The sequence below is a fragment of the Lysinibacillus sphaericus genome (assembly GCF_005217585.1).
Lineage (GTDB): Bacteria > Bacillota > Bacilli > Bacillales_A > Planococcaceae > Lysinibacillus > Lysinibacillus sphaericus.
The window spans coordinates 1,746,445-1,769,943 of record NZ_SZPT01000002.1; the positions used below are offsets into that span (position 1 = coordinate 1,746,445).

At 37.9% G+C, this 23,499-nt stretch carries 20 protein-coding genes; 3 read left to right on the top strand and 17 right to left on the bottom strand.

Annotation, left to right across the window (positions count from 1 at the left end):
• Positions 1-8: 8 nt before the first annotated feature.
• Positions 9-740: an AzlC family ABC transporter permease gene (locus FC748_RS13895; RefSeq protein ID WP_025218664.1), complete on the top strand. Its 732-nt coding sequence runs from the start codon at positions 9-11 to the stop codon at positions 738-740.
• The gene (locus tag FC748_RS13900; protein ID WP_024362507.1) at positions 737-1,063 is read left to right on the top strand and encodes a branched-chain amino acid transport AzlD family protein; all 327 of its coding nucleotides are present in this window, start codon (positions 737-739) and stop codon (positions 1,061-1,063) included. Before FC748_RS13895 ends, FC748_RS13900 begins: the two co-directional genes overlap by 4 nt.
• A 167-nt stretch (positions 1,064-1,230) precedes the next feature.
• Here the strand turns inward: FC748_RS13900 and FC748_RS13905 are convergent, their stop codons facing one another.
• The 12 genes from FC748_RS13905 to FC748_RS13960 all read right to left on the bottom strand — a co-directional run bounded on the left by FC748_RS13905 (position 1,231) and on the right by FC748_RS13960 (position 16,194).
• Complete coding sequence (locus FC748_RS13905) at positions 1,231-1,455, bottom strand: DUF2198 family protein (protein ID WP_024362506.1); 225 nt, start codon at positions 1,453-1,455, stop codon at positions 1,231-1,233.
• Positions 1,455-2,660 (bottom strand): PDZ domain-containing protein, encoded by a 1,206-nt coding sequence (locus FC748_RS13910; protein ID WP_238600107.1) that lies wholly within the window; start codon positions 2,658-2,660, stop codon positions 1,455-1,457. The genes FC748_RS13905 and FC748_RS13910 overlap by 1 nt, the downstream gene beginning before the upstream one ends.
• A 100-nt stretch (positions 2,661-2,760) precedes the next feature.
• Positions 2,761-4,209, bottom strand: a complete 1,449-nt coding sequence (locus FC748_RS13915; RefSeq protein WP_024362504.1) for a S41 family peptidase — start codon at positions 4,207-4,209, stop codon at positions 2,761-2,763.
• A 258-nt stretch (positions 4,210-4,467) separates the two neighbouring features.
• Positions 4,468-5,055 carry a peroxiredoxin family protein gene (locus tag FC748_RS13920; protein ID WP_025218662.1) on the bottom strand — a complete coding sequence of 196 codons (588 nt, stop codon included), beginning with the start codon at positions 5,053-5,055 and terminating at the stop codon, positions 4,468-4,470.
• On the bottom strand, positions 5,052-5,672 hold the full coding sequence (locus tag FC748_RS13925; RefSeq protein WP_025218661.1) for a hypothetical protein: 621 nt from the start codon (positions 5,670-5,672) through the stop codon (positions 5,052-5,054). The genes FC748_RS13920 and FC748_RS13925 overlap by 4 nt, the downstream gene beginning before the upstream one ends.
• Before the next feature lie 260 nt (positions 5,673-5,932).
• The gene (locus FC748_RS13930; protein WP_108029433.1) at positions 5,933-7,234 is read right to left on the bottom strand and encodes a murein hydrolase activator EnvC family protein; all 1,302 of its coding nucleotides are present in this window, start codon (positions 7,232-7,234) and stop codon (positions 5,933-5,935) included.
• Positions 7,235-7,420: 186 nt separating this feature from the next.
• Positions 7,421-8,305 (bottom strand): permease-like cell division protein FtsX, encoded by an 885-nt coding sequence (gene ftsX, locus FC748_RS13935; protein WP_108029432.1) that lies wholly within the window; start codon positions 8,303-8,305, stop codon positions 7,421-7,423.
• Positions 8,295-8,981, bottom strand: coding sequence for a cell division ATP-binding protein FtsE (gene ftsE / locus FC748_RS13940; RefSeq protein WP_024362499.1), 687 nt, complete (start codon positions 8,979-8,981; stop codon positions 8,295-8,297). Before ftsE ends, ftsX begins: the two co-directional genes overlap by 11 nt.
• Positions 8,982-9,261: 280 nt before the next feature.
• Entirely contained in the window at positions 9,262-10,440 is a 1,179-nt protein-coding gene (locus tag FC748_RS13945; protein ID WP_025218658.1) for a DUF4097 family beta strand repeat-containing protein, read from the bottom strand.
• A gap of 288 nt (positions 10,441-10,728) precedes the next feature.
• Complete coding sequence (gene uvrA, locus FC748_RS13950) at positions 10,729-13,593, bottom strand: excinuclease ABC subunit UvrA (RefSeq protein WP_024362497.1); 2,865 nt, start codon at positions 13,591-13,593, stop codon at positions 10,729-10,731.
• A 7-nt stretch (positions 13,594-13,600) separates the two neighbouring features.
• Positions 13,601-15,580, bottom strand: a complete 1,980-nt coding sequence (uvrB, locus tag FC748_RS13955; RefSeq protein WP_024362496.1) for an excinuclease ABC subunit UvrB — start codon at positions 15,578-15,580, stop codon at positions 13,601-13,603.
• A gap of 371 nt (positions 15,581-15,951) precedes the next feature.
• Positions 15,952-16,194 carry an IDEAL domain-containing protein gene (locus FC748_RS13960; protein ID WP_024362495.1) on the bottom strand — a complete coding sequence of 81 codons (243 nt, stop codon included), beginning with the start codon at positions 16,192-16,194 and terminating at the stop codon, positions 15,952-15,954.
• Positions 16,195-16,425: 231 nt separating this feature from the next.
• Between FC748_RS13960 and FC748_RS13965 the strand changes: the two genes are divergently transcribed.
• Positions 16,426-16,935 (top strand): competence protein ComK, encoded by a 510-nt coding sequence (locus FC748_RS13965; protein ID WP_108029431.1) that lies wholly within the window; start codon positions 16,426-16,428, stop codon positions 16,933-16,935.
• A gap of 92 nt (positions 16,936-17,027) precedes the next feature.
• Here FC748_RS13965 and prfB read toward each other — a convergent pair.
• The 5 genes from prfB to FC748_RS13990 form a co-directional block, all read right to left on the bottom strand.
• A protein-coding gene (gene prfB / locus FC748_RS13970; RefSeq protein ID WP_370510640.1) for a peptide chain release factor 2 occupies positions 17,028-18,132 on the bottom strand; the annotation gives its coding sequence in 2 pieces (ribosomal slippage) (positions 17,028-18,056 and positions 18,058-18,132; 1,104 coding nt in all).
• Between the two features lie 556 nt (positions 18,133-18,688).
• Positions 18,689-19,246 carry a competence protein ComK gene (locus tag FC748_RS13975; RefSeq protein ID WP_024362492.1) on the bottom strand — a complete coding sequence of 186 codons (558 nt, stop codon included), beginning with the start codon at positions 19,244-19,246 and terminating at the stop codon, positions 18,689-18,691.
• A gap of 347 nt (positions 19,247-19,593) precedes the next feature.
• Positions 19,594-22,107 carry a preprotein translocase subunit SecA gene (gene secA / locus FC748_RS13980; protein ID WP_108029430.1) on the bottom strand — a complete coding sequence of 838 codons (2,514 nt, stop codon included), beginning with the start codon at positions 22,105-22,107 and terminating at the stop codon, positions 19,594-19,596.
• 256 nt (positions 22,108-22,363) lie between these two features.
• Positions 22,364-22,915 (bottom strand): ribosome hibernation-promoting factor, HPF/YfiA family, encoded by a 552-nt coding sequence (gene hpf, locus FC748_RS13985; protein WP_024362490.1) that lies wholly within the window; start codon positions 22,913-22,915, stop codon positions 22,364-22,366.
• A 90-nt stretch (positions 22,916-23,005) separates the two neighbouring features.
• On the bottom strand, positions 23,006-23,389 hold the full coding sequence (locus tag FC748_RS13990; RefSeq protein ID WP_108029429.1) for a PilZ domain-containing protein: 384 nt from the start codon (positions 23,387-23,389) through the stop codon (positions 23,006-23,008).
• Between the last annotated feature and the right edge of the window lie 110 nt (positions 23,390-23,499).

The following is a 23,499-nucleotide window of genomic DNA, read 5'->3' on the forward strand; positions in this document are numbered from 1 at the left end:
ACCTTTTTATGACAAGCACAACAGATCTTCATAATGAACCAACAACTGCTTCCGAAGATAGCTTTATACAAGGAGTTAAAGATTGTGTACCTACTTTACTCGGTTATATTAGTATAGGACTGGCATTCGGGGTTGTAGGTTCCGCTTCTGGCCTATCTTTAGTAGAAATTGCATTACTAACAATACTCGTTTATGCAGGCTCTGCACAATTTATTTTTTGTGCACTCTTGTTAACAAGCAGTCCTACCTCTGCTATCATTGTAACCATTTTTGTCGTAAATCTACGTCACTTATTAATGAGTTTAACATTAGCTCCACATTTTACGCGCTATTCGATGCTTCGGAATGTTGGATTCGGTACATTATTAACAGACGAAACGTTTGGTGTGGCCGTAACCAAACAAATGCAAAACGGTAAATTATATGGTCGTTGGATGGATGGTCTAAATATAACAGCGTATGCATTTTGGATTCTATCTTGTATTGCAGGTGCCTTTCTAGGACAATGGGTGGCTAATCCTGAAAAGTGGGGCTTAGACTTTGCACTAATTGCCATGTTTATTGCTCTACTTGTGCTACAACTTAGTAGCGTGGGCAAACATAAAATTATGCATTACCTGATGTTAATTGGCTATATGGTTGTAATTATGTATGGCTTATCATACGTCGTTCCTTCGCATCTAGCAGTGCTTCTTGCCACTGTTATCGTCGCAACGATTGGGGTGGTGACAGACAAATGACGACAACAGCTTCGATGGTGTGGCTAATCATTGGTTGTGCACTAGTGACTTGGTTACCACGCATTATTCCATTTATGTTCGTACGTAGTGTGAAACTACCAGATGTTGTTTTAAAATGGCTAAGCTTCATTCCTGTTTGTATTCTCAGTGCGCTTGTTATTGAAAATTTATTGGATACTGAAAGCAAAAATTTCGTTACATTGGATTGGCCTGTCTTTATTACATTTGTGCCTACCCTTATCATTGCACTTGTCACAAAAAGCTTATCAATTACAGTTGTAGCAGGTGTTATTATCATGGCCTCCGTCAGATTCTTCATGTAAAGAAACTGTTATATGTGTACCTTTTCACTATAAAAAACCCGCTTAGACGCTTGCGAAAATAGCACAAGATGTAAGACGAAACCATCCACTTTAGGAAAGTTACGTCTTACACAGTGCCCGCAAAATCGGAGCGGATTTTAATAGTGAAGGCAGCAACACAGCCCTCCTTATTTTTTGTGCATTTTGCTCGCTAGCCAAAAGCCAAGCGTTAACGAAAAAGCATCAACAACAAAAATAATAGGTGGGGAAGTATAACCTGCATATACTGAAGCGGCAATAAGTGCAATAGCCAAACTTAACGCTACATAGCGGTTATACGTAATACGAGTAAACAATAACACGAGCAATGCTGGTAAAAATAATGCTAGCATCATTTTCCCATATAAATCGATCATAGTTCTTTCGGCTCCGCCAACAATAAACCAATTCGATAATGGTCATTGCTGTAAATAACATGCTGCGTTAGGCGAATTTCATTATTCCGATCCAATACCTCTAAACGGCAATGTGCAGCATTTAATTGTAAAGCTTCATATAATTCAACCTCTGTTGTAATCGTGCGTCCGTTTACTTTACGAATACATTCCCCTGCGAGTAAGCCCATTTTTTCTGCTGGTGAATCAGGCAGCACAGCAGCGATTACCGCACCCTTAGTGCTTGGTGCAACCGCATATGACTCTGTCTTATCTTGCCAAGCATAATAAACTGCCATAATAATCCGAATTAATACCCCTAACGCTAACGTTATAAAGCCAATTAACGGTTCAAAATATGATGCAAGTCCACCTACTAAAATCAGCTGTCCTAATAATAAGACAGAGCGTCCTATTTTCGGCAACTGAACAACAGGCAGTTCTTTCCTTAACAATTTTGAAAATCCGATAACGACTGGGAATAATACGAGTGCAAAGTGACTATCGCCCAATGTAAATTGCGGCCAATAAGGCAATGCCGACGGAATACTATTACCTGGTATGATAAAAAATATAGGTAACACCCAAACATTTCTTGAGCGATATACGATAGCTTGCATTCCGCGCTTCGTATTTTCGATTCTAGGCGTTATTACTTGTTTAGCAGTACGACGAATTAACATACCTTCCACTACTACACTTAGACCTGTTAAAATCGTAATTGTCACAATAGCCCCTTCTAATAAATCGATGCCTTCCAACGAAATCTTCCACCAGGAGAACGACCAGTTGTACTGGTACATCGCCCATAATGCTAACGTTGCCATTGCCATTGTGTAGATGGGTGACAATACATTGATGAAAAACAACAAGAGACCAAGGAAAGATATAGCGGTTAAAATCAATAAGTATGCTTTGGGTACTGTCAGCCCGACACCAAGACTTATTAGTGAAATAACTAAGGCATAAGGCCATCCTCGTTTCCATTGCCCTATCAGCTCGGTCCAACCCCAAATAATACGTCTGTTAAAAAATTTACGCTCTTGCTTTACACGTCTATACCCTAAAAAGATAGCAACTACTATTGCAATATAAACTACTGGGTTCAGTAAAAAGCGGCCAATCGCTGTTACAATTTCTATTAATATATTACTAACCATACGAACACCCGCCGTTTCTATCATGAATACTATGCATTCATTGTATCAAACGACTACTGTCTTGCGTAGTAGTAACTGGTAGAAAGCTTGGTATTTCCCATCATTTTTATTAGTTTGAGTATTTCTATTGTTCGATATTGTGCAGTAGGAAGCTCGTCGCCATTTGGAATTGTAAGTCATTTTGGCGATCTTCTTTATAAGCCTTTAACGTGCCATTTAAACTATTGAAAAAGGTAGAATCGACATACATATCATTATCAGGCTGCGCTAATTTTTGTTGTTCGCGATAGAGTTTTACTGCCTCTTGTGTAGTCTCATCTAAGTAACCATCTAATCGGTCAATCTGATAACCTAGCTTTTGCAAGGCTTTTTGCGTATAAGCAATTTCTTCGCTCATATCACCTACTTTGAATTGTCCTGTTAACGGATGCAATTGGAATGCAAATAATTCATTTTGTTCAATCACTAATCCAGCTTCAATTCCTTTCCCATGGATCCATTCACGTTTTGGCGTCAGCCATTTATTTGTTGATAGCTTCAGTTCTCCCCCATTGGCTAGAGACCAAGATTCCTGTACTGTGCCTTTCCCAAAGCTTTTAACGCCGACAATGGAAGCACGATTCCAGCCCTTTAACGCACCACTCAGCACTTCACTAGCAGAAGCACTACCGCCATTTTGAATAATAACAATCGGAATTTTATTCATCGTACTTAAATAATTTTCATCAAAGCTTTTCGATTCAGTTTTTAATGGTTCCATGGCACCCTCTGCATTTTGCATATAGGCAAATACTTTGCCATTTTCCAATAGTGTACTTAGTAGCGCTGCGACGCTATGTAAATAGCCTCCAGGATTATCACGAACATCAACAACGAGCCCTTCTATATCTTTGCGTAGTAATTTACTCGTTTCTGTCACCCATTCATTTGCTGTCTTCTCTCCAAATAACGAGATTTGAATATAGCCTATTGGCGTATCCTCAATCTTTACTACCTCACTCGTTACTGTTTTATTGGAAATCGCAGCCCGTTCCATCGTCATTTTAATATGTTTATCCTCGCTAGGACGATAGACAACAATTGTAATCTTTGATCCTTTTTCTCCTTGAATCAAATGCATTAATTCACTCATTGTTTTGCCATCTACTTTTACCCCATCAACTTGTACAATTTCATCAAGAGAGCGCATCCCAGCCTTTTCTGCTGGCGACGAACGAACAGGTGATACGACAATGAACTTCCCTTTGTTTTCTGTCAGTTCAATACCAATACCAACACGTTCTTCTGCTAGCATTTGTCGATGTTGCTCGGCTTCTTCCTTCGTGTAATAAGTACTATACGGGTCCTTAATAGCATCAGCCATGCCGCGCAGAGCCCCTTCTACTAATTCTTCCTTTTTAGTACTATACACAGATTTTTTTTCGATTAATTGTAATGCTTCATTAATCGAATCAACCTCAGTCACTTGCACTTTTTTCTCTGCTCCATCTCCATCAAACCAGTCAAAATAAAATCCACTACCTATCAATAAACTGCTGACAAGTACGCCGACTCCTGCCGTAATTTTGCGCAAACCTTCCCTCCTCTGTCTCTTTACTGTATGAATTATATTTTTCAAACATACAAAATAATGTTTTGGTTTTCAGAATTGTTTAGGTGTCTGGCACTAATTGTTTGGGTGTCTGGCACCCAAACAATAAAAAAACACGAAGATTTCAACGGTCACAACGGAAGCCGCAGAATTCTTCGTGGATTTTACTTAGCTATTTTGAATAATCTTCTGACAAAATTCAGAATTGTTTGGGTGTCTGGCACGCACATACTTAATGACTTAATCTAATGCATTTACAGTGTTTTTTAACATCTCTAAATTCATTGGACCCTCTATCGCTTGCTGAATGGTGCCCGTTGAATCAATAAAATACGTTGTTGGAATCGTAATGACTTGATATTCTGAACCAGCTGCATTTTCAGGGTCCAGTAAAATAGGGAATGTCAGTTCAAAGCCATCTCTAAATGTCATAACTGTATCAATTTTAGCATCGGCTGTGACATCTCGTTCAGCTGATGTTAAGTTGACAGCTAATATTTCAACATTATCTTCCTTGGCATATTGGTCGTAATAATTTTGCATATGCGGCATTTCAGCTTTACAAGGTGGACACCATGTTGCCCAAAAATTGAGTACAACTTTTTTTCCACGCAATTCACTTAATGTCACTTCTTCACCATCTAAGTTTGTTAATGTGAAATCTGGCGGTATATCACCTTTATTTAACCCGACTGTCCGTTCTTCTACTTCTTTACCGAGGGATGCAGATTCAATTTCACGTTCTTTATCAATTTGCTGTTTAACATATGTACCAATCATCGCAACTATTAACAACACGACAATAAGTAACCCAATATTTTTTTTCATTCTTTTCCTCCTATTCGTTGAATTCCTATACCTAATAGAAGTAGTAGGAAGCTTACCCCAACAGCCGTTTGCCAAAAACCAAGTGGCTGTAATGCAGCTACGATACAATAGCCAACGGTATACAGGAATAACGCTGTCTTAGTTGTTGGTACTTTCCATAATATGAAAATCGTTAGCACGCTTAGCACTACTAAAGTGATGAGTTCGCTTTGAAGTGGATTGTCATTCAATAATACCACGAACCATTGATAAATGGATTGCGTTAACATAATTGCCCAACCACACGCCATTATACCCTCAGTATCAAACTGTAGCTGTTGACGCTTCCGCCAAAATTGTAACAGTATAGCAGCTACCCCTAGTAACACTCCAACTGTTCCTCCATTAAAGTAAAGAAGCGCTAGCGGTTGATTAATGACCGATTGGAAGTCCGTAATAATAAGACTAAATTTCCAAACGAGTATAAAAGTAAAGATGGCATCTCCATATACCCCTGACCATATTTTCGGAAATTGTATTCGCAAAACAAGCCATACGATGAAAAACGCTAGTAATAAAGCAACAGCTGTTGCTGGTAATGTTAATGCACGAATTGAAAACCACTCAGTATTAATCACCTAAACAAATCCTCCATCAATATAGATACTTTTAGCATAGCATAGATGCTTTTACGAAAACTGTTATTTCACACTGTGTTCAAAAAAACTACTAATGGATATATAGAATGTAAATTTTTTTAGTACTTTATTTTAAAATACCCCATATCGTATTTTATTGCAATGAACAGATGAAATTCCGTCCACTTTTTTTCGAACGAGTTGGCGCAAATAAAAAAAGAGAGCCGCCTTAAACATAAGACGACTCTGTTAATTCTTTATTATAATGGAATATATTTTAGTGGATTCACACTACCAACTGCTTGTCCTTGCCAAGAGCCGATATGAATTTCAAAATGCAAGTGCGGTCCAGTAGAACGACCTGTACTACCCATTGCTGCAATTTGCTGTCCTTGGTTCACTACATCCCCTACACTAACGTTAAAGGCACTAAGATGTGCATAAACCGTTGTATAAATTTGTCCATTGATAGAGTGTGTTAAAATAACAACATTTCCATAAGAACTTAGTGGTGCTGCATAGGATACAACTCCGTCAGCAGATGCCCAAATTGGTGTACCTGTTTTGTTGGCAAGGTCAACACCATAATGGAATTCTGGACCGGCTCCAAGGTTACGCCAGCCGTACGGTGATGTTAAACGACCATTTGTCGGCTTAATCCAAGTACCTTCTGATGCTGGTGCATTCACCGTAGAACCAGAGCTTGAACCCGAGTTCCCAGCCGCCGCAGCAGCTGCCGCTGCAGCTTTACGTTTTGCCTCTTGTTGACGGGCAATTTCCGCTAAACGGTTTTGCTCGGAAATGATTTTTTGCTGTAATTCTGCACTAATTTCCAGTGCCTCTGAATACTCTTTTTCAAGTAATACTTTTTCAGACTTTAGTTTCTCTTGTTCTTTTTCTAGCTGATCAACTAATGTGTTTTTCTCTTTTTTCTGTCCATCTAATGATGCTTTTAAACCTTCTAGCTTTGCTTTCTGTTCTTCAAGCTTTTGGCGTTTGCCTTCTAGAACTTGTTTTTGCTCTTCTAAAGTTTGCTTATCTTGTTTTTGATCGCGAATAATTTGACGATCTGCTTCAAGTAATGAATTGACAGCAGAGAAACGATCGATAAAGTCTACGAAACTATTTGAACCGAGTAGTACATCTAAGTAGCTAACTGAGCCCCCAGCTTGAATTGCTCGTGCACGATCTTGTAACAATAAATCACGCTCTTCAATTTTGCGAAGAAGTTCTTCGATAGTTCCTTCTAATGCTTTTATCTCATCATTTGTAGCATTTATTTCAGCCAATATATTTTTAATATCACTATTTGTTTTGTCAATTTCAGCATTTAACGCTTGAATTTGATCTAATAGTTTTTGTTGCTTTTCTTTATTTTCATTAATGGCGTTTTCTTTACCACTAATAGAAGAATTCAATTGATTTTTCTTTGTTTCTACTTGATTTTTCTCTTCTTTTAAATCCGATAAACTATTTGCATACGCTGATGGAGTTTGGATAAAAAGAAGTAGTGCAGTTGTTGCCGCAAATGCTTTTATAGAGTTTTTCGCTATACTTTTCATCTAATGGACTCCCCTTCGATATTTAATTCCCATAAACTTTGCCGTTTTAAAAGCCTTTAAATTGTGGTGCAAATTTAGCTAAGTTTACGCGTCGGCAGAATCTGCTTTTGAAATCTGTGACATTCTTTGGCACCGTTACTACCTGATTTGGCCCTACAAAACGAATGACTATTGCCACAAAGCAAGTTAAATTTTTAAAAACTTACGTACAGACATGAAACTTCCCCATATACCAATTAACACACCAATAAGAAGTATCAGAGCGCTCACTTGGTAAACAAGTGGTGAGAAATCTAATAGTTGCACGAGCTCACCTTGTAAACGAGGTGCAATAATTTTATAAACATTGTGGTAAAGTGTTGCGACAACCGCAATCGGAATAATAGAGCCTAAAATTCCAAGCCACATACCTTCTAAAAGGAATGGAATACGCACGAATGAATTTGTTGCCCCTACTAGTTTCATAATTTCTATTTCATCACGACGCGCGATAATCGTAATACGAATCGTATTAGAGATTAAGAAAATCGCAGTGAATAATAACCCTAAAATCAGCACAAGCCCCACATTACGACTAATATTTAGGAAGTTGAAAAGTTTTTCTACTTTACCTTCGCCGTACTTAACATCGTATGTATATTCATACTTATTAATTGTCTTTGCAACTTTTGCTGTTTGTTGTGGATCTGCCGCCTTTACATAAATGACATTTCGTAACGGGTTACTTTGCTCAAAAAGCTTAAAGTCATCCCCAAAATCTTTTACTAACTTTGTTAATTCATCCTCTTTTGTGGAATATGTCATTTCCGCAACATCTGGCAATTTTTTAATCTTTGCTAATAACGCTTTTTCAGCAGCTTCATCTGCCGTTTCGTCGATTAACACTTTTATTTCAACGTCGTTCTCTAAATCAGATGCAACTTTGTTTAAGTTCATCATAATGAGTGAGAATACACCTACTAATATTAAAGTCACCGTAACTGCGCTGACAGAAGCAATTGTCATCCAGCTATTACGTCCAAGTGATTTAATACTTTCTCGAAAATGGCGTTTTACCGTATTAAATTTCATAGCCGTAGTCACCTCCGTGCTCATCACGGACAATCATACCGCCTTCAATCGCTATAACCCGTCGACGAATAGTGTTCACTATTTCACGGTTATGGGTTGCCATTACGATTGTTGTACCCCGTGCATTAATCTCTTCAAATAAATTCATAATCTCCCAAGATGTCTCGGGATCTAGATTTCCTGTTGGTTCATCTGCAATCACAACTTTTGGTACATTGACGATGGAACGTGCAATGGAGACACGTTGCTGCTCACCACCAGAAAGTTCATTTGGGAACATTCTTGCCTTATGTTTTAAGCCAACAAGTTCTAAAACTTCCATAACCCGTCTACGAATTTCTACGGGCTCCTCTTCAATTACCTCTAGAGCAAATGCTACGTTCTCATAGACGTTCAACCTTGGTAATAATTTGAAATCTTGGAAAACAACACCAAGTTGACGACGCAAAAAAGGTACCTTTTTATTTTTCAAACTGCCCAAATCAATACCATTAACAGTAATTTCACCTGAAGTTGCTTTTTCCTCGCGGTACATTAACTTGATAAATGTCGATTTACCTGCACCACTTGGACCAACAACATAGACAAACTCACCTTGTTTTATATTAACCGAAATGCCATTTGTCGCAACTACACCATTCGGGTACTTCTTTGTCACATTTTTCATTTCTATCATAATTTTTTAAACCACCTAAACCTCTTATATATGTAAGATGTATTCCTTTTTCTATTATAGCACTCAATCTATGATTTTTTATTACAGTTTTATTTCATTCGTTGGAATATTTTCCTAGTTAATTAATATTTTTTGGAATATTTTATATAAATCTATCAAACACCAACAAAATAAAACAGGAATCGATGGAAAGTTCTAGTCGATTCCTGTTTATTGCTTCATTTGAAAATACAAAAGAGCATTCAAGCTGTTTCATCTCTTTGCTTGAATGCTCCTTATTTTACATTTCTTGCTCGTCAGTCGTTGTATAACGTACTAAAACTGCACCTGTTTTCGACTCGCCTTCAATAAATAGACGGTTGGCATCTTCCACTTCTTTATCAAAACGGACTACTTTAGATAAAAATTGATCTTGTGTCTCAATTTTCGACGCATCTTGAATACCGACATCTACTTTACCAAAATTCGTTACAATTTTACCGCTTAACGACATTGTACGTGGTACATATATTTCTACAGCACCTGCAACAGTATGTGCTTTAATTTTTGAAGATTTACTAGAGCATGTTGTCACTACAACATGTCCATTTATAGATTTTGCTTCTACTTCATCTAATGCACCATCTAAATATACGCGCCCATTCAAAGTTTCAGCTTCTAAATCTTTACCACGAACATCCGTTAGTTCGATGGAGCCATTCGATGAATCCACTTCCGCCTTCGTAAATACTAGCTTCGAGCCCTTAATTGCACCATTCAATGTTTTCAGCTTTAATTGCTCCAGCTCGATATTTTGTAAAGTTACGCCACCATTCATTAAACGGACAGATAATTTATCTAATTTTTCCTTTGGTGCAAGTACTTGTACATTTACTTGTACTAGCTTTAATTGACTTAAAATTCGTAGTGAGTCTTCTTCACTTTTCACAACAAATTGCTCCAAGAAATGATTACGTGTTTCTTCCTCACTATCATTCACTAGAGGTGCTTTGACCTTACAAATAATTTGGAAAGTATCACCTTCACACGGTTCTAATGAAAAATTACCATTCGGTAGCTCAACCATAATATTTTCTATATGCGCTGCTGCAAGTTCTTCGGTATGAGTAAATTCAAACTTATCTCCAAATGGTGAAGAAACATCGAATTCTTTTACTTTTTTTACTGCCGTATTCATCATATCCATAAAGAGTGAGCCAATTTGTGTTAAATCTTTACGAAAATCATGGATTTCATCTTGGAAATGCTTTGTGAAATCTTCCTCTTTCTTTTTTTGTTCTTCTTTAAAGATTGGTTCTTTTTCTGCTGAGGATTGTTGATCCGTATTCGACGTATCGTTCATACTGCTATCAGTGGACTTGCTAGGTTGCTCTAATGCTTCTAATAATGTAATCGCCTCTTGCGCTGAAATAGTTCCTTTTTCCACAAGTTCTAAAATTCGTTGACGTTCATTTTGCATAATGGTATAGCCTCCCACAGATTGTTATATTTATTTATACGTCTCCATATGTGAAAAGTTTCACTGAAAAAAGAAAAAGCATGCACTGTCATACAGTAAAAAAGTTTTCATGCCTGCTATCTAGATGTTTTTTTGATACTGTCATTTAAAAATTCTGCTACATTTCCAGAGTGAAAATAAGACTTATGCTAGCTGTGCTAAATGCTTTAGCGTACAAGGTCTTAAATCTCACCCTCAGAAACAGAGCAGATTTTTATAATTTTTTTCTTTTTGCTGTTTGTAAAAAATTTATTTTGTTGCTTCTGTTAAAGCCGTTTCCATACGTTGTCGATCACGTATTAAAATCGGTTTTAAATATTTACCCGTATAAGAGCCAGCCACTTCCATTACTTCTTCTGGTGTACCCGTTGCAACAATGGTACCTCCTTTGTCGCCACCTTCTGGTCCTAGATCAATAATGTAATCCGCTGTTTTAATAACATCTAAATTATGCTCAATAACGAGCACCGAATCCCCATTTTCTACAAGTCGTTGTAAAACAATTAGTAAACGCGCAATATCATCTGCATGTAAGCCCGTCGTTGGCTCATCTAAAATATAAAATGACTTACCTGTTGAGCGACGATGTAATTCAGATGCCAATTTGACACGTTGCGCCTCACCACCAGACAGTGTTGTCGCAGGTTGACCTAATTTCATATATCCTAAGCCAACATCAACAATCGTTTGTAATTTACGTTGGATTTTAGGGATATTTTCGAAAAACACGACGGCATTTTCAATTGTCATATCTAAAATATCGGCAATACTTTTGTCTTTATATTTTACTTCAAGTGTTTCACGGTTGTAACGTTTTCCATGGCAAACCTCACATGGCACATATACATCTGGTAGGAAATGCATTTCAATTTTAATAATCCCGTCACCCCGACATGCTTCACAACGGCCACCTTTAACGTTAAAGCTAAAACGTCCTTTTTTATAGCCACGTACTTTCGCTTCATTTGTTGTGGCAAACACATCGCGAATATCGTCAAAGACACCCGTATACGTTGCAGGATTGGAGCGAGGGGTTCTTCCTATTGGCGATTGGTCAATATCGATAACCTTTTCCAATTCATCGATCCCTGATACTTCTTTATGTGCGCCTGGCTTTACCTTTGAACGGTTGAGCTTTTGGGCTAATGATTTATATAAAATTTCATTAATTAGTGTTGATTTACCTGATCCAGAAACACCTGTTACTGCTACAAATAAACCTAATGGCACATCTACTTTGACGTTCTGTAGATTGTTTTCCTTTGCCCCCACTATAGATAATTTACGCCCATTTGGTTTACGACGCTCTACTGGTAGTGGTATAAACTTCTTGCCACTTAAATATTGGCCTGTTAACGACTGTGGATTATCCATGACTTCCTGTGGCGTACCTGCTGCTACAATTTGACCACCATGTACACCGGCGCCCGGTCCAACATCAATCAGATAATCTGCCGCTAGCATTGTGTCTTCATCATGCTCGACAACAATCAGTGTATTGCCGATATCTCGCATATTTTGTAGCGTACTAATAAGACGGTCATTGTCTCGCTGATGTAGTCCAATGGATGGTTCATCTAAAATATAGAGTACACCTGTTAAGCGAGAGCCAATTTGTGTTGCTAAACGAATTCGTTGTGCTTCTCCACCTGAAAGTGTTCCAGCTGCACGATTTAATGTTAAATAATCTAACCCTACATTCACTAGGAAGCCAAGTCGTTCCTCGATTTCACGCAATACGAGTCTCGCAATTTGCATATCCTTTTCAGATAAATCGAGCTCTTTGAAAAACGTATCTGCCTCCTGAATCGAATACTCTGTTACTTGTCCAATATGTTGATCGCCAATTTTCACTGCTAATGTTTCGGGCTTTAATCGGTAACCTTTACAAGATGGACAAGCTTGCTGTGCCATATATTTCTCCATTTGCTCTCGTACATAATCAGAAGTTGTTTCTTTAAAACGGCGCTCTACATTACGCACCACACCTTCAAATTCAATCATCTGATCTCGTACATTGCCAAATTCATTTTCATAATAGAAGCGAATTTTATCTTTACCAGAACCATATAAAATCTTATCCATCTTTTCTTTAGGTAAATCTTTGACAGGTACGTCCATCGGAATCGCGTAATGATCACATACTGCCTTTAATAGTTGTGGATAATATTGTGAGCTTGTCGGCTCCCATGGTGCAATGGCGTGCTCTAATAATGAACGTTCCCAATCTGGCACAATCAGTTCTAAATCAACCTCCTGCGTTGTTCCTAACCCGTCACAGCTTGTACATGCTCCAAACGGACTGTTAAATGAAAACATACGAGGCTCTAGCTCCCCTATTGAAAAACCACATAATGGGCAGGCATGATGTTCACTAAATAATAATTCTTCATGTTCCATGACATCAACAAGAACGCGTCCTTCAGCTAATCGAAGGGCTGTTTCTAACGAATCACTAAGACGAGCAGCAATCCCCTCTTTAACAACAACACGATCGACTACAACTTCTATCGAATGCTTTTTATTTTTATCAAGATCAATCGCATCATCTAAATCGCGTAATTCACCATCAATCCGTACGCGTACAAAGCCTTGCTTTTTCAAGTCTTCTAGTAACTTGACATGCGTCCCTTTACGACCTGAAATCATCGGTGCCAGTAATTGCATTTTCGTACGTTCTGGATAAACTAATAAACGATCCACCATCTGCTCAATCGTTTGCGATGTAATTTCTATACCATGATTTGGACATATTGGCTTCCCAATACGAGCGAATAGCAAACGTAAATAATCATAGATTTCCGTAACGGTTCCAACTGTGGAACGTGGATTACGGCTTGTCGTTTTCTGATCGATTGAAATGGCAGGGGATAGCCCCTCAATTGCATCTACATCTGGTTTATCCATTTGGCCGAGAAATTGGCGCGCATAGGCAGATAGCGATTCTACATAACGACGTTGCCCCTCGGCATAAATCGTATCAAACGCTAAGGAAGACTTCCCAGAACCCGATAAACCTGTTAACACGACTAATTGATCACGTGGAATTGTGACATTTATATTTTTTAAATTATGTGCTCGTGCGCCTTGCACGACGATTTCTGTATTTTTCACAAGCCAATCACCCTTCTGCTTTCAATTCAAATATTGTATCTCGTAGTTCAGCTGCTCGTTCGAAATCAAGCGCTTTAGCCGCTTCCTTCATCTCTACTTCAAGAGATGCCAACAATTTCTCTTTTTCTGCCTTCGTCAACTTCTTGCCTTTCGTTGCCTTTGTAACATACGATTCCTCTTCCTCTGCCACTTGTGTCGCACGAATAACATCCGGAATCTTTTTGACAATTGTTTTCGGTGTAATGCCATGTTCCTCATTGTAGGCCATTTGAATTGAACGACGACGTTTCGTTTCATCAATCGCCTTTTTCATCGAATCTGTCATATTATCTGCGTACATGATAACATGTCCATTTGCATTACGTGCCGCACGACCAATTGTTTGAATAAGCGAACGTTCCGAACGTAAAAAGCCTTCCTTATCCGCATCTAAAATCGCCACGAGCGATACTTCAGGAATATCTAAACCTTCACGCAATAAATTAATGCCGATTAGTACATCATATGTACCTTTACGAAGTTCACGAATAATTTCAATCCGCTCTAATGTCTTAATCTCTGAATGTAAGTATTCCACTTTTAAGCCCATTTCCTTCAAATAAGCAGATAAATCTTCCGACATTTTTTTCGTCAATGTTGTAACGAGGACACGTTCATTGCGCGCAATACGGTCATGAATCTCGTCAATTAAATCATCGATTTGCCCTTCAATCGGGCGCACGTCAATTAATGGATCAAGTAACCCTGTCGGACGAATAATTTGTTGCACCATTTCTGGCGTATGTTCAAGTTCATATGGACCAGGCGTTGCTGATACATAAATGGCTTGATGAATGTGTCGTTCAAACTCCTCGAAACGCAAAGGACGATTATCTAGTGCAGAAGGCAAACGGAATCCATGCTCCACTAGTACCCCTTTTCGTGCTTGGTCCCCGTTATACATACCCCGTACCTGTGGTAATGTCACGTGACTCTCATCGACAATAAGCAAAAAGTCTTCTGGGAAGTAATCGAGTAATGTGTATGGTGTTGCACCAGCTTCACGCAATGTTAAATGACGTGAGTAGTTTTCAATACCTGAACAAAAGCCCATTTCACGCATCATTTCTAAATCATAGCGCGTACGCTGCTCTAAACGCTGTGCTTCCAATAGCCTATCTTCTGCTCGCAATAACGCAAGACGTTGTTCTAATTCTTGTTCAATATTGTCAATCGCTTTCAGCATTTTTTCTTCGCGTGTAACGAAGTGGGAAGCTGGGAAAATTGCTACATGGTCGCGATCTGCCAATATTTCTCCTGTCAACGCATCGACTTCTCGAATGCGATCAATCTCATCTCCGAAAAATTCCACACGAACGCAATGTTCATCACGAGAGGCTGGGAAAATTTCGACAACGTCACCTCGCACACGGAACGTCCCGCGTGTAAAACTAATATCATTACGTTCATATTGCACGTCTACTAATTTCCGAAGCAACTGATTGCGTTCAATCTCCATACCTGTTCGAATCGATACAACCAATTCGCGATATTCTTCAGGAGAACCTAAACCATATATACAAGACACTGAAGCAATAATGATGACATCATCCCGTTCGAAAAGAGCCGATGTGGCTGAGTGACGCAGCTTGTCGATTTCATCATTAATACTTGAATCTTTTTCGATATACGTATCTGTTTGTGGAACATACGCTTCAGGCTGAAAGTAATCATAATAACTCACAAAGTATTCAACTGCATTATTTGGGAAGAACTCTTTGAACTCACTATATAATTGACCCGCTAGTGTTTTATTGTGGGCCATAATCAGCGTTGGTTTTTTTACTTGCTGAATAACATTAGAAATCGTAAATGTTTTGCCCGTTCCTGTTGCACCAAGCAAAGTTTGATGTCGTTTCCCTTCCCGTACACCCTCCACTAATTCCGCAATCGCCTGTGGCTGATCCCCGTTAGGCTGATATGGCGCCTGTAAATCAAATGTTTGCACGCATGTTCCCGTCCTTTCCTTCCAATTTGTACATTTATTTTAGCATAGCAGTACTAAAATATCGAACATTTAACGAACGAATGTTTGTTATTTTTCTCAATTTCGAATTTCTCACTTGATTACAACGCATTATTTATTTGTCGTTACTCGTCACTAATTCTAACGCTATCATTCATTTTTCTAGAAGCTAAATACTTTAGCTCCTTGTATCCATGATTAGATATATACCCATTCTTTAATCATACAATTCTATAAATTTACAAATGACAAAGACAATTATCCTTATTGCCCTATTAATGCAATAAGGCACTTTCTATTTCGTTGCAGACAAAAAAATCCGCTCCCCGTTAACGGAGAGCGGTCTTATCGTATTATTCACTTGCTATTTTGTGTAATGCCTCTAGTTCAGCCGCGTATAGATGAAAAGCCTTTTCATCTCGTTCATCGAGTGTTCTATCTATCAGAACCATTAGCTGTTCTTCACGATGCATACGCTGGATATGATTTAAAAATAAATCTAAATAAATCTCGTTCAATAATTTCTCTGCCTCATCAACTTTTTTCGACTGACCAACGGCTTTTAGAAAATCTGTGTACGAATAATATTTATCCAACGATCTCCACCTCGATCCTTTTCTAAATTATAAGAAAATTCAGACCAAATTGCAACGCTAAACAAAATTAAATCAACTATCATTTATTAGAATTATAGCGTATTTTTAAGCAAATTTCTAAAGAAATAGTATCAATTTCTAGATAATTTCGTTTTTTATTTATATTTTCAGTATTCGTCTTTGTCATTTACACTACAAATAAATATTCCCATAAGGAGGCGTTACATATATATGTCAACAAATTATGTAAATGGTTATTTAATGTCTTTCAATACTTATTTATTACAACCTATTCAACATGAATCGAAAATTTTCACAAGGGTCATCGACAAGCATAATGAGTTAATTGTGACACGCAAGCCTTTGCATGTTTTACGAAAGTCATGCATTTCATTGGGCACAACGTATGAAGCAGCAAAATTTTCTGCGAAACGTTTTTTTGGCAATCAACATAAACTGCCAATTGTTGTTGCTTATGATTATGGCTTTCCTTGCATTTTTTTGCCGACCTACTCGCCAAACTCTATACATAATATTTGGATTGGACTTCATGCCATTTCAAATATTTCACCAAGCAACGATGGTTGTATTATTACGTTGAAAAATGATATGAAAATTGAGCTTCCTATTAAATACGGCTCGATTAGTAAACAATTTGTCAATGCCTCTATGCTCTATAAACATTATATGGAAGAGCGCAAGCAACTTAGCCATGATGCCCCCTATCACCCTCCGTTTTGAGTGCCTGACACCTAGAAAATTCAGAATTGTTTGAGTGACTGGCACCTCAAAATAAAACCTCAGAAGCTTATTGCCTCTGAGGTTTTCATTCATTATCCGATTTTAGAACGTAAATAGGCATTGATGAATGGATCTATATCTCCGTCCATTACGGCTCCTACATTCCCTGTTTCTTCACTTGTACGATGATCTTTCACCATTGAGTATGGATGGAACACGTATGAACGAATTTGAGAGCCCCAGCCTATTTCCTTTTGCTCTCCACGAATTTCATCAAGTTGTGCTTGTTGCTTGTCAATTTCTAATTGGTATAACTTACCTTTTAACATCGTCATGGCTTTTTCACGGTTTTTAATTTGTGAACGCTCTGCTTGACATTGAACAACAGTACCTGTTGGAATATGTGTAATACGGACAGCTGAATCGGTTGTATTAATATGCTGACCACCTGCACCTGTTGCACGATACGTATCAATTTTTAAATCCTCGGTACGAATATCCACTTCAATATTGTCATCAAATTCAGGCATGACATCACATGATACGAATGATGTATGTCGACGACCTGATGAATCAAACGGTGAAATACGTACTAAACGGTGTACGCCTTTTTCAGCCTGTAAGTAACCGTAAGCATTATGTCCTTTAATAGATAATGTTACCGATTTAATACCTGCTTCATCACCTGGAAGATAATCGACTGTTTCTACTTTAAAGCCACGTTTTTCAGCCCAACGCGTGTACATACGAAGCAACATCGAACCCCAGTCTTGAGACTCAGTACCACCAGCACCAGGATGCAGCTCTAAAATCGCATTGTTATGATCGTATGGCCCACTTAATAGTAGTTGCAGTTCAAAATCATTCATTTTTTGTTGGAATTCCGCTAGCTCATTGCCTAGCTCCTCTTGCAATTCCTCATCAGGCTCTTCACGTAATAACTCCAGTGTCATATCTAAGTTTTCATGTGTATCGACTAATTCTTTATATTCATTAACAATGGCCTTCAAGCCATTCCCTTCATTAATGACTACTTGTGCTCCTTGTTGATCGTCCCAGAAACCAGGCTCTAACATCATTTCATCTAATTCCTGAATACGTGCCTCCTTGTTTTCTAAGTCAAAGAGACCCCCTAAAGTCCGCCAATTTAGTGGCTGTAGTGTCTAACACATTACGTACATCTGCTAATTCAATCATTGTTAAATCCTCCGAACATTTTTAATGGATATTATAAGTAAAATCCGTATCTTTTTATTATAGCGTTTTTGAGGCGGAAAACATACTATTTTCAATATCTCCATAGGTTGCGCTTAAAAAAGGGAAAGCCTGAACAAAAAAATAGTAGTACAAACTAGCTTAGCTTGTGCTACTACTTTCTTGTGTAATTTCACTAATTTAATTTTCCAAGTAAACTTTTACGCGCTTCCGCATGAATCTTTTGATCACAATGTTCGCAAGTCAAACGTCTATTACGATTCACCTTATAAAGTTGATATTTCCTTGTTCCTTCTAAAAGCTTAAACGGTTTCTTACAACAAATACAAGTCGTTTCGTAATAAATCATCCATTTCCACCCTTTCGTATAAACAAGTATTATTCATTTGTATCCAAATGTAGCCCTTGAACTAAAATAGTCCACTAGAAAATTGCCTGCAATTTTAATAGTTGTTAGCATTTGAAACAGCATGAAGAAAAATAAAGATGCAATCTTACTTCCGAGAGTTATCATGGGGTAATTATGCGTGGTTAATCTCTAACTCTCATCTTGCTTTGGTTCATCCTCCAATTTAGAATGGATAGCCATTCGTTGAAAAACTTTGACTCGATCAAATTGTACAAGTAAATGCTTTGTACGCTTTTCAAGCTTATATTTTAATAGAAACGCCCTTTGAATACGGTATTCAAATGCTTTTGGGCTAACATCCACAATAATCTCTTGGCCGTTCATAAAGAGCACCTTTGTTTGCTTTTTATCAACCGCGATATAGTCGTCGATATGATGCACAGCAAACCAAATGCATTCAGGATGTAAGGGCGACTTACTAGGGAACCATAAAATATTAAAACGCTCATGGACAACAATAGGATTTTTATTCAGCTTACCTAATATCATCTTAGAGCCATCAAATGCCCCTCGTAGGCTAGATCCAAAATAACGAAGATTAAAATCCATTAATCTCGTAGGTGATAATTTAGAAATATATTGAAAGTCTCTTTCAATTACACGTGTACATAAATTTCCAAAGGCATCATACTCAGGCATATACAACATCGTTTCACTACTCATAATGTCTCCACAATTATAATGCAATGATTACTCCTCCTTAAATATCATGTCTATTATCTGAATTAAAAAGGAATGTACATGTATCTTGTTGTAACCTATGTACTTCCTCGAGCATACCCTCGAGAGTTTTGTCTACTGAAGATCTATTCACCTCCCTTTTAGTCAAAAAAGAAAGTTCACGTGGACTTAATGAAATCATTCAGTAATTTGCTATACTATTTACTTTCATTGTACTAAATACCTATTGTTACAATTATTGTATACCCTTAATTATCTATTGTCTATTAATTCTGACTTTTAACTCCATATTTTCTAGGAATAGATAAAAAAAGATCAACTCAACCTCCGTTGAATTGATCTTTTACTATTATTTATTGACCTGTACCATGACAGTTTTTAAATTTCTTCCCACTACCACATGGGCATAAATCATTTCGACCAATATTTTCTGCCTTACGTACAGGTTGTTTTTTCGGTGCTGGAGAACCGTCTTCTTTCGGATTCACAGCCTGACCTTTGGCAACCTCTTCACGTTCTAAGTTACTGCGAATTTCGGCTTTCATCGCATATTTCGCTACATCTTCACGAATGGAAGCGACCATATCCTCAAACATAGCAAAGCCTTCTTGTTGATATTCGCGTAATGGATCATTTTGACCATAAGCACGTAAGTGTATCCCTTGTCGTAATTGATCCATTGCGTCAATATGGTCAATCCACTTCGTATCAATCGAACGCAATAAGATAACTTTTTCAAACTCACGCATACGCTCTGGTGTAAGCTCTGCTTCTTTTTCATCATAGCGTTGATGCACAGCGTCAGAAATAAGTGCAATAATGTCTTCAGCAGATTTACCTTGGAAATCAGCTACTTTTAATGTACCCTCTTCTAATAGATTTGCGGACACATAATCCTCAATTGCTTTTAAGTTCCAATCGTTCTGCTGCTCTCCTTGTGTATAAAGGCCAACAACATTATCAATTGATTCCTGAATCATGGACTCTACAAGTACACGCATATTTTCTGTTTCTAAAACATCATAACGTTCTTTGTAAATAATCTCACGTTGCTGACGTAAAACATCATCATATTGTAGTAAACGTTTACGTGCATCGAAGTTATTCCCCTCAACACGTTTCTGCGCTGATTCTACAGCTCTTGATACTACTTTCGATTGTAATGGTTGAGAATCATCCATTCCTAATCGCATCATCATCGACTTCATATTGTCAGAGCCAAAGCGACGCATTAAATCATCTTCCAACGACAGGTAGAATTGCGTAACCCCTGGATTCCCTTGACGTCCAGAACGACCACGTAGCTGATTATCGATACGACGTGATTCGTGACGCTCTGTACCGATGACTGCTAAACCACCAATTTCTAATACACCTTCACCAGGTTTAATATCAGTACCACGACCAGCCATATTCGTTGCAATCGTAACGGCACCTTTTAAACCAGCATTGGCGATAATTTCCGCTTCGCGTTCATGGTTTTTCGCATTCAATACGTTATGTGGAATTTTATGTTTATTAAGCAACTGCGAAATAATTTCCGATGTTTCAATCGCAACTGTACCGACAAGTACAGGTTGTCCTGCCTTATGACGTTCAGCAATGTCAGCCGCCACCGCTTTATATTTCCCTTCCATCGAAGCAAAAATTAAATCTGGACGGTCATCACGCGCGATAGGCTTATTCGTCGGAATCGCAATAACACTCATATTGTAAATATTACGGAACTCTTCTTCTTCTGTTTTCGCTGTACCTGTCATACCCGCAAGTTTCTGATACATGCGGAAATAGTTTTGGAATGTAATTGTAGCCATTGTCATCGATTCATTTTGAATCTCAACGCCCTCTTTAGCTTCAATTGCTTGATGGAGGCCATCCGAATAGCGACGCCCTTTCATTAAACGTCCCGTAAAGCCGTCAACAATGACAATTTCGCCATCTTGGACTACATAGTCAACATCATTATGCATACTCACATGTGCCTTCAGTGATTGGTTAATAGCATGATTTAATCGTACATGTGTTAAATCAAATAAATTGTCGATACCAAATGCTTTTTCGGCTTTTTCTACACCAGCATCCGTTAACGTAACACCTTTTGTCGACTCTTCATATGTGTAATCTGTATCTGCACTTAACATGCGCACAAATGCATTCGACTGCTTGTACAATTGTGCTGATTTTCCAGCCTGACCCGAGATAATCAATGGCGTACGTGCTTCATCAATTAAAATCGAGTCAACCTCATCGATAACAGCATAGTGTAACGGACGTTGCACACGTTCTTCTTTATAGAGCACCATATTATCACGTAAATAGTCAAACCCTAACTCATTGTTTGTACTATACGTAATATCCGCTTCATATGCAGCGCGCTTCTCTTCTTTTGACAAACTGTTTAAATTTAAACCTACAGTAAGGCCTAAGAAATTATACAGTTGGCCCATCTCAGCAGCGTCACGACTAGCCAAATATTCATTGACTGTTACAACATGCACGCCTTTGCCAGTAATAGCATTTAAATAAACCGCCATCGTCGCAGTTAACGTTTTACCTTCACCGGTTTTCATCTCTGAAATATTACCTTCATCAAGTGAAGCAGCACCCATGATTTGCACGCGGAAAGGATACATGCCTAATACACGTTTGGACGCCTCACGACTCACCGCAAAAGCTTCAGCACGAATAGAATCTAATTTTTCGCCATCTGCATAACGCTTTTTAAATTCTTCTGTCTTCGCTTGTAGTTGGTCATCTGAAAGCTGTTCCATTTGAGAAGCGAATCCCTCAACTTGGTCAGCGATTTTTTCTAATTTTTTTAACTCACGTTTATTGAAATCAAATAATTTATTTAATAGGTTTGCCATGAATATTTTTCACTTCCTATACGAGTCTCAAATTTCATTTTACCATTGTGTAACAGTTTCATGCAAACAGTGTCCTTATAGCACTAACTGAAATGGGATAAAGTAAGTTTAATTCACGAACTTTTCTACCTTTTATGTAATAAGCGTGTTATACAGATCAAAATTTTGCTAGTCGTATCGCAAGATTTAAATAATGAGCAGATGTGACACTCAAAAAAGCCTCCCGCAAAAGCGAGAGGCTTCCATCATATATAATTTAAGTTGTTTCGATTAAACCGTACTTGCCATCTTTACGTTTGTAAACAATGTTTGTACCATTTGATTCAGCATCAGTGAAAATATAGAAATCATGTCCTAACATATTCATCTGTAACACCGCTTCTTCTTGATCCATCGGTTTTAAATCAAATTGTTTTGTACGTACAATAGAATACTCTTCATCCTCTGTTACTGTATCAGCTACAGCTTGTGTTGTAGCAAAATAAAGTCCTGCACCTTCACGCTCACGGAATTTACGGTTTACTTTAGTTTTATGTTTGCGAATTTGTCGTTCTAATTTATCAACAATTAAATCGATTGCAGCATACATATCGTTATGACGTTCTTCTGCACGAAGTGTTAAGTTTTTCATTGGAATTGTAACTTCCACTTTTGTTTGTTTGTCATTGTAAACCTTTAAATTTACGTTAGCATTGGCGTTAACATCTTCGTTAAAATAACGTTCAACTTTTTCGATTTTATTTTCAACATACTCTCGAATAGCTGGAGTTACCTCAATATTTTCACCGCGAATGTTAAAGTTTAACATGTAAACTCCTCCTTTATAACTGCTATACTTTATATTTCTACACAAGTGTGTGAAATTCCTCTAAAATAATTCTTTTTTTCACAAGAAATTTTAAGAATTGATTTTTTTCATCTTAGCTTCGGTTGCCTCTTTTTTACGGCGGGCTTTTAGCTCATCAACAATCAAATCCTCAACAGCACCCTGATTATTGAAAAACACACCATAATGTTTCCCATTGCCATAAGGGCGGCTCCAAATAACCTCTCCATATACGCGAATTTCTCTTGTATCCAAAACAAAACGCAAATCAAGTGGTGCAGGACGTAAACCTAAATCGACCTCGGTAAACATCTTTAATCCCCTCGGACTAATATCTAACAAATCAGCGATTGCCGTTTGTGCATGATTCACTTTGCCATTTTCATATACCGCAAAAGTCATATTAACTGGCTCGTCAAATTTAAACCGGAAGCCTTCTTGACGTTTAAATTTCATTTTCCCCACCCCAATACTTTTCAAACATATCATTAGCTTGATTATGACATGAAAGAATGATTTTCATCTAGAGGGAATTAGTAACATATTTGACCATTTAATGACCTAAT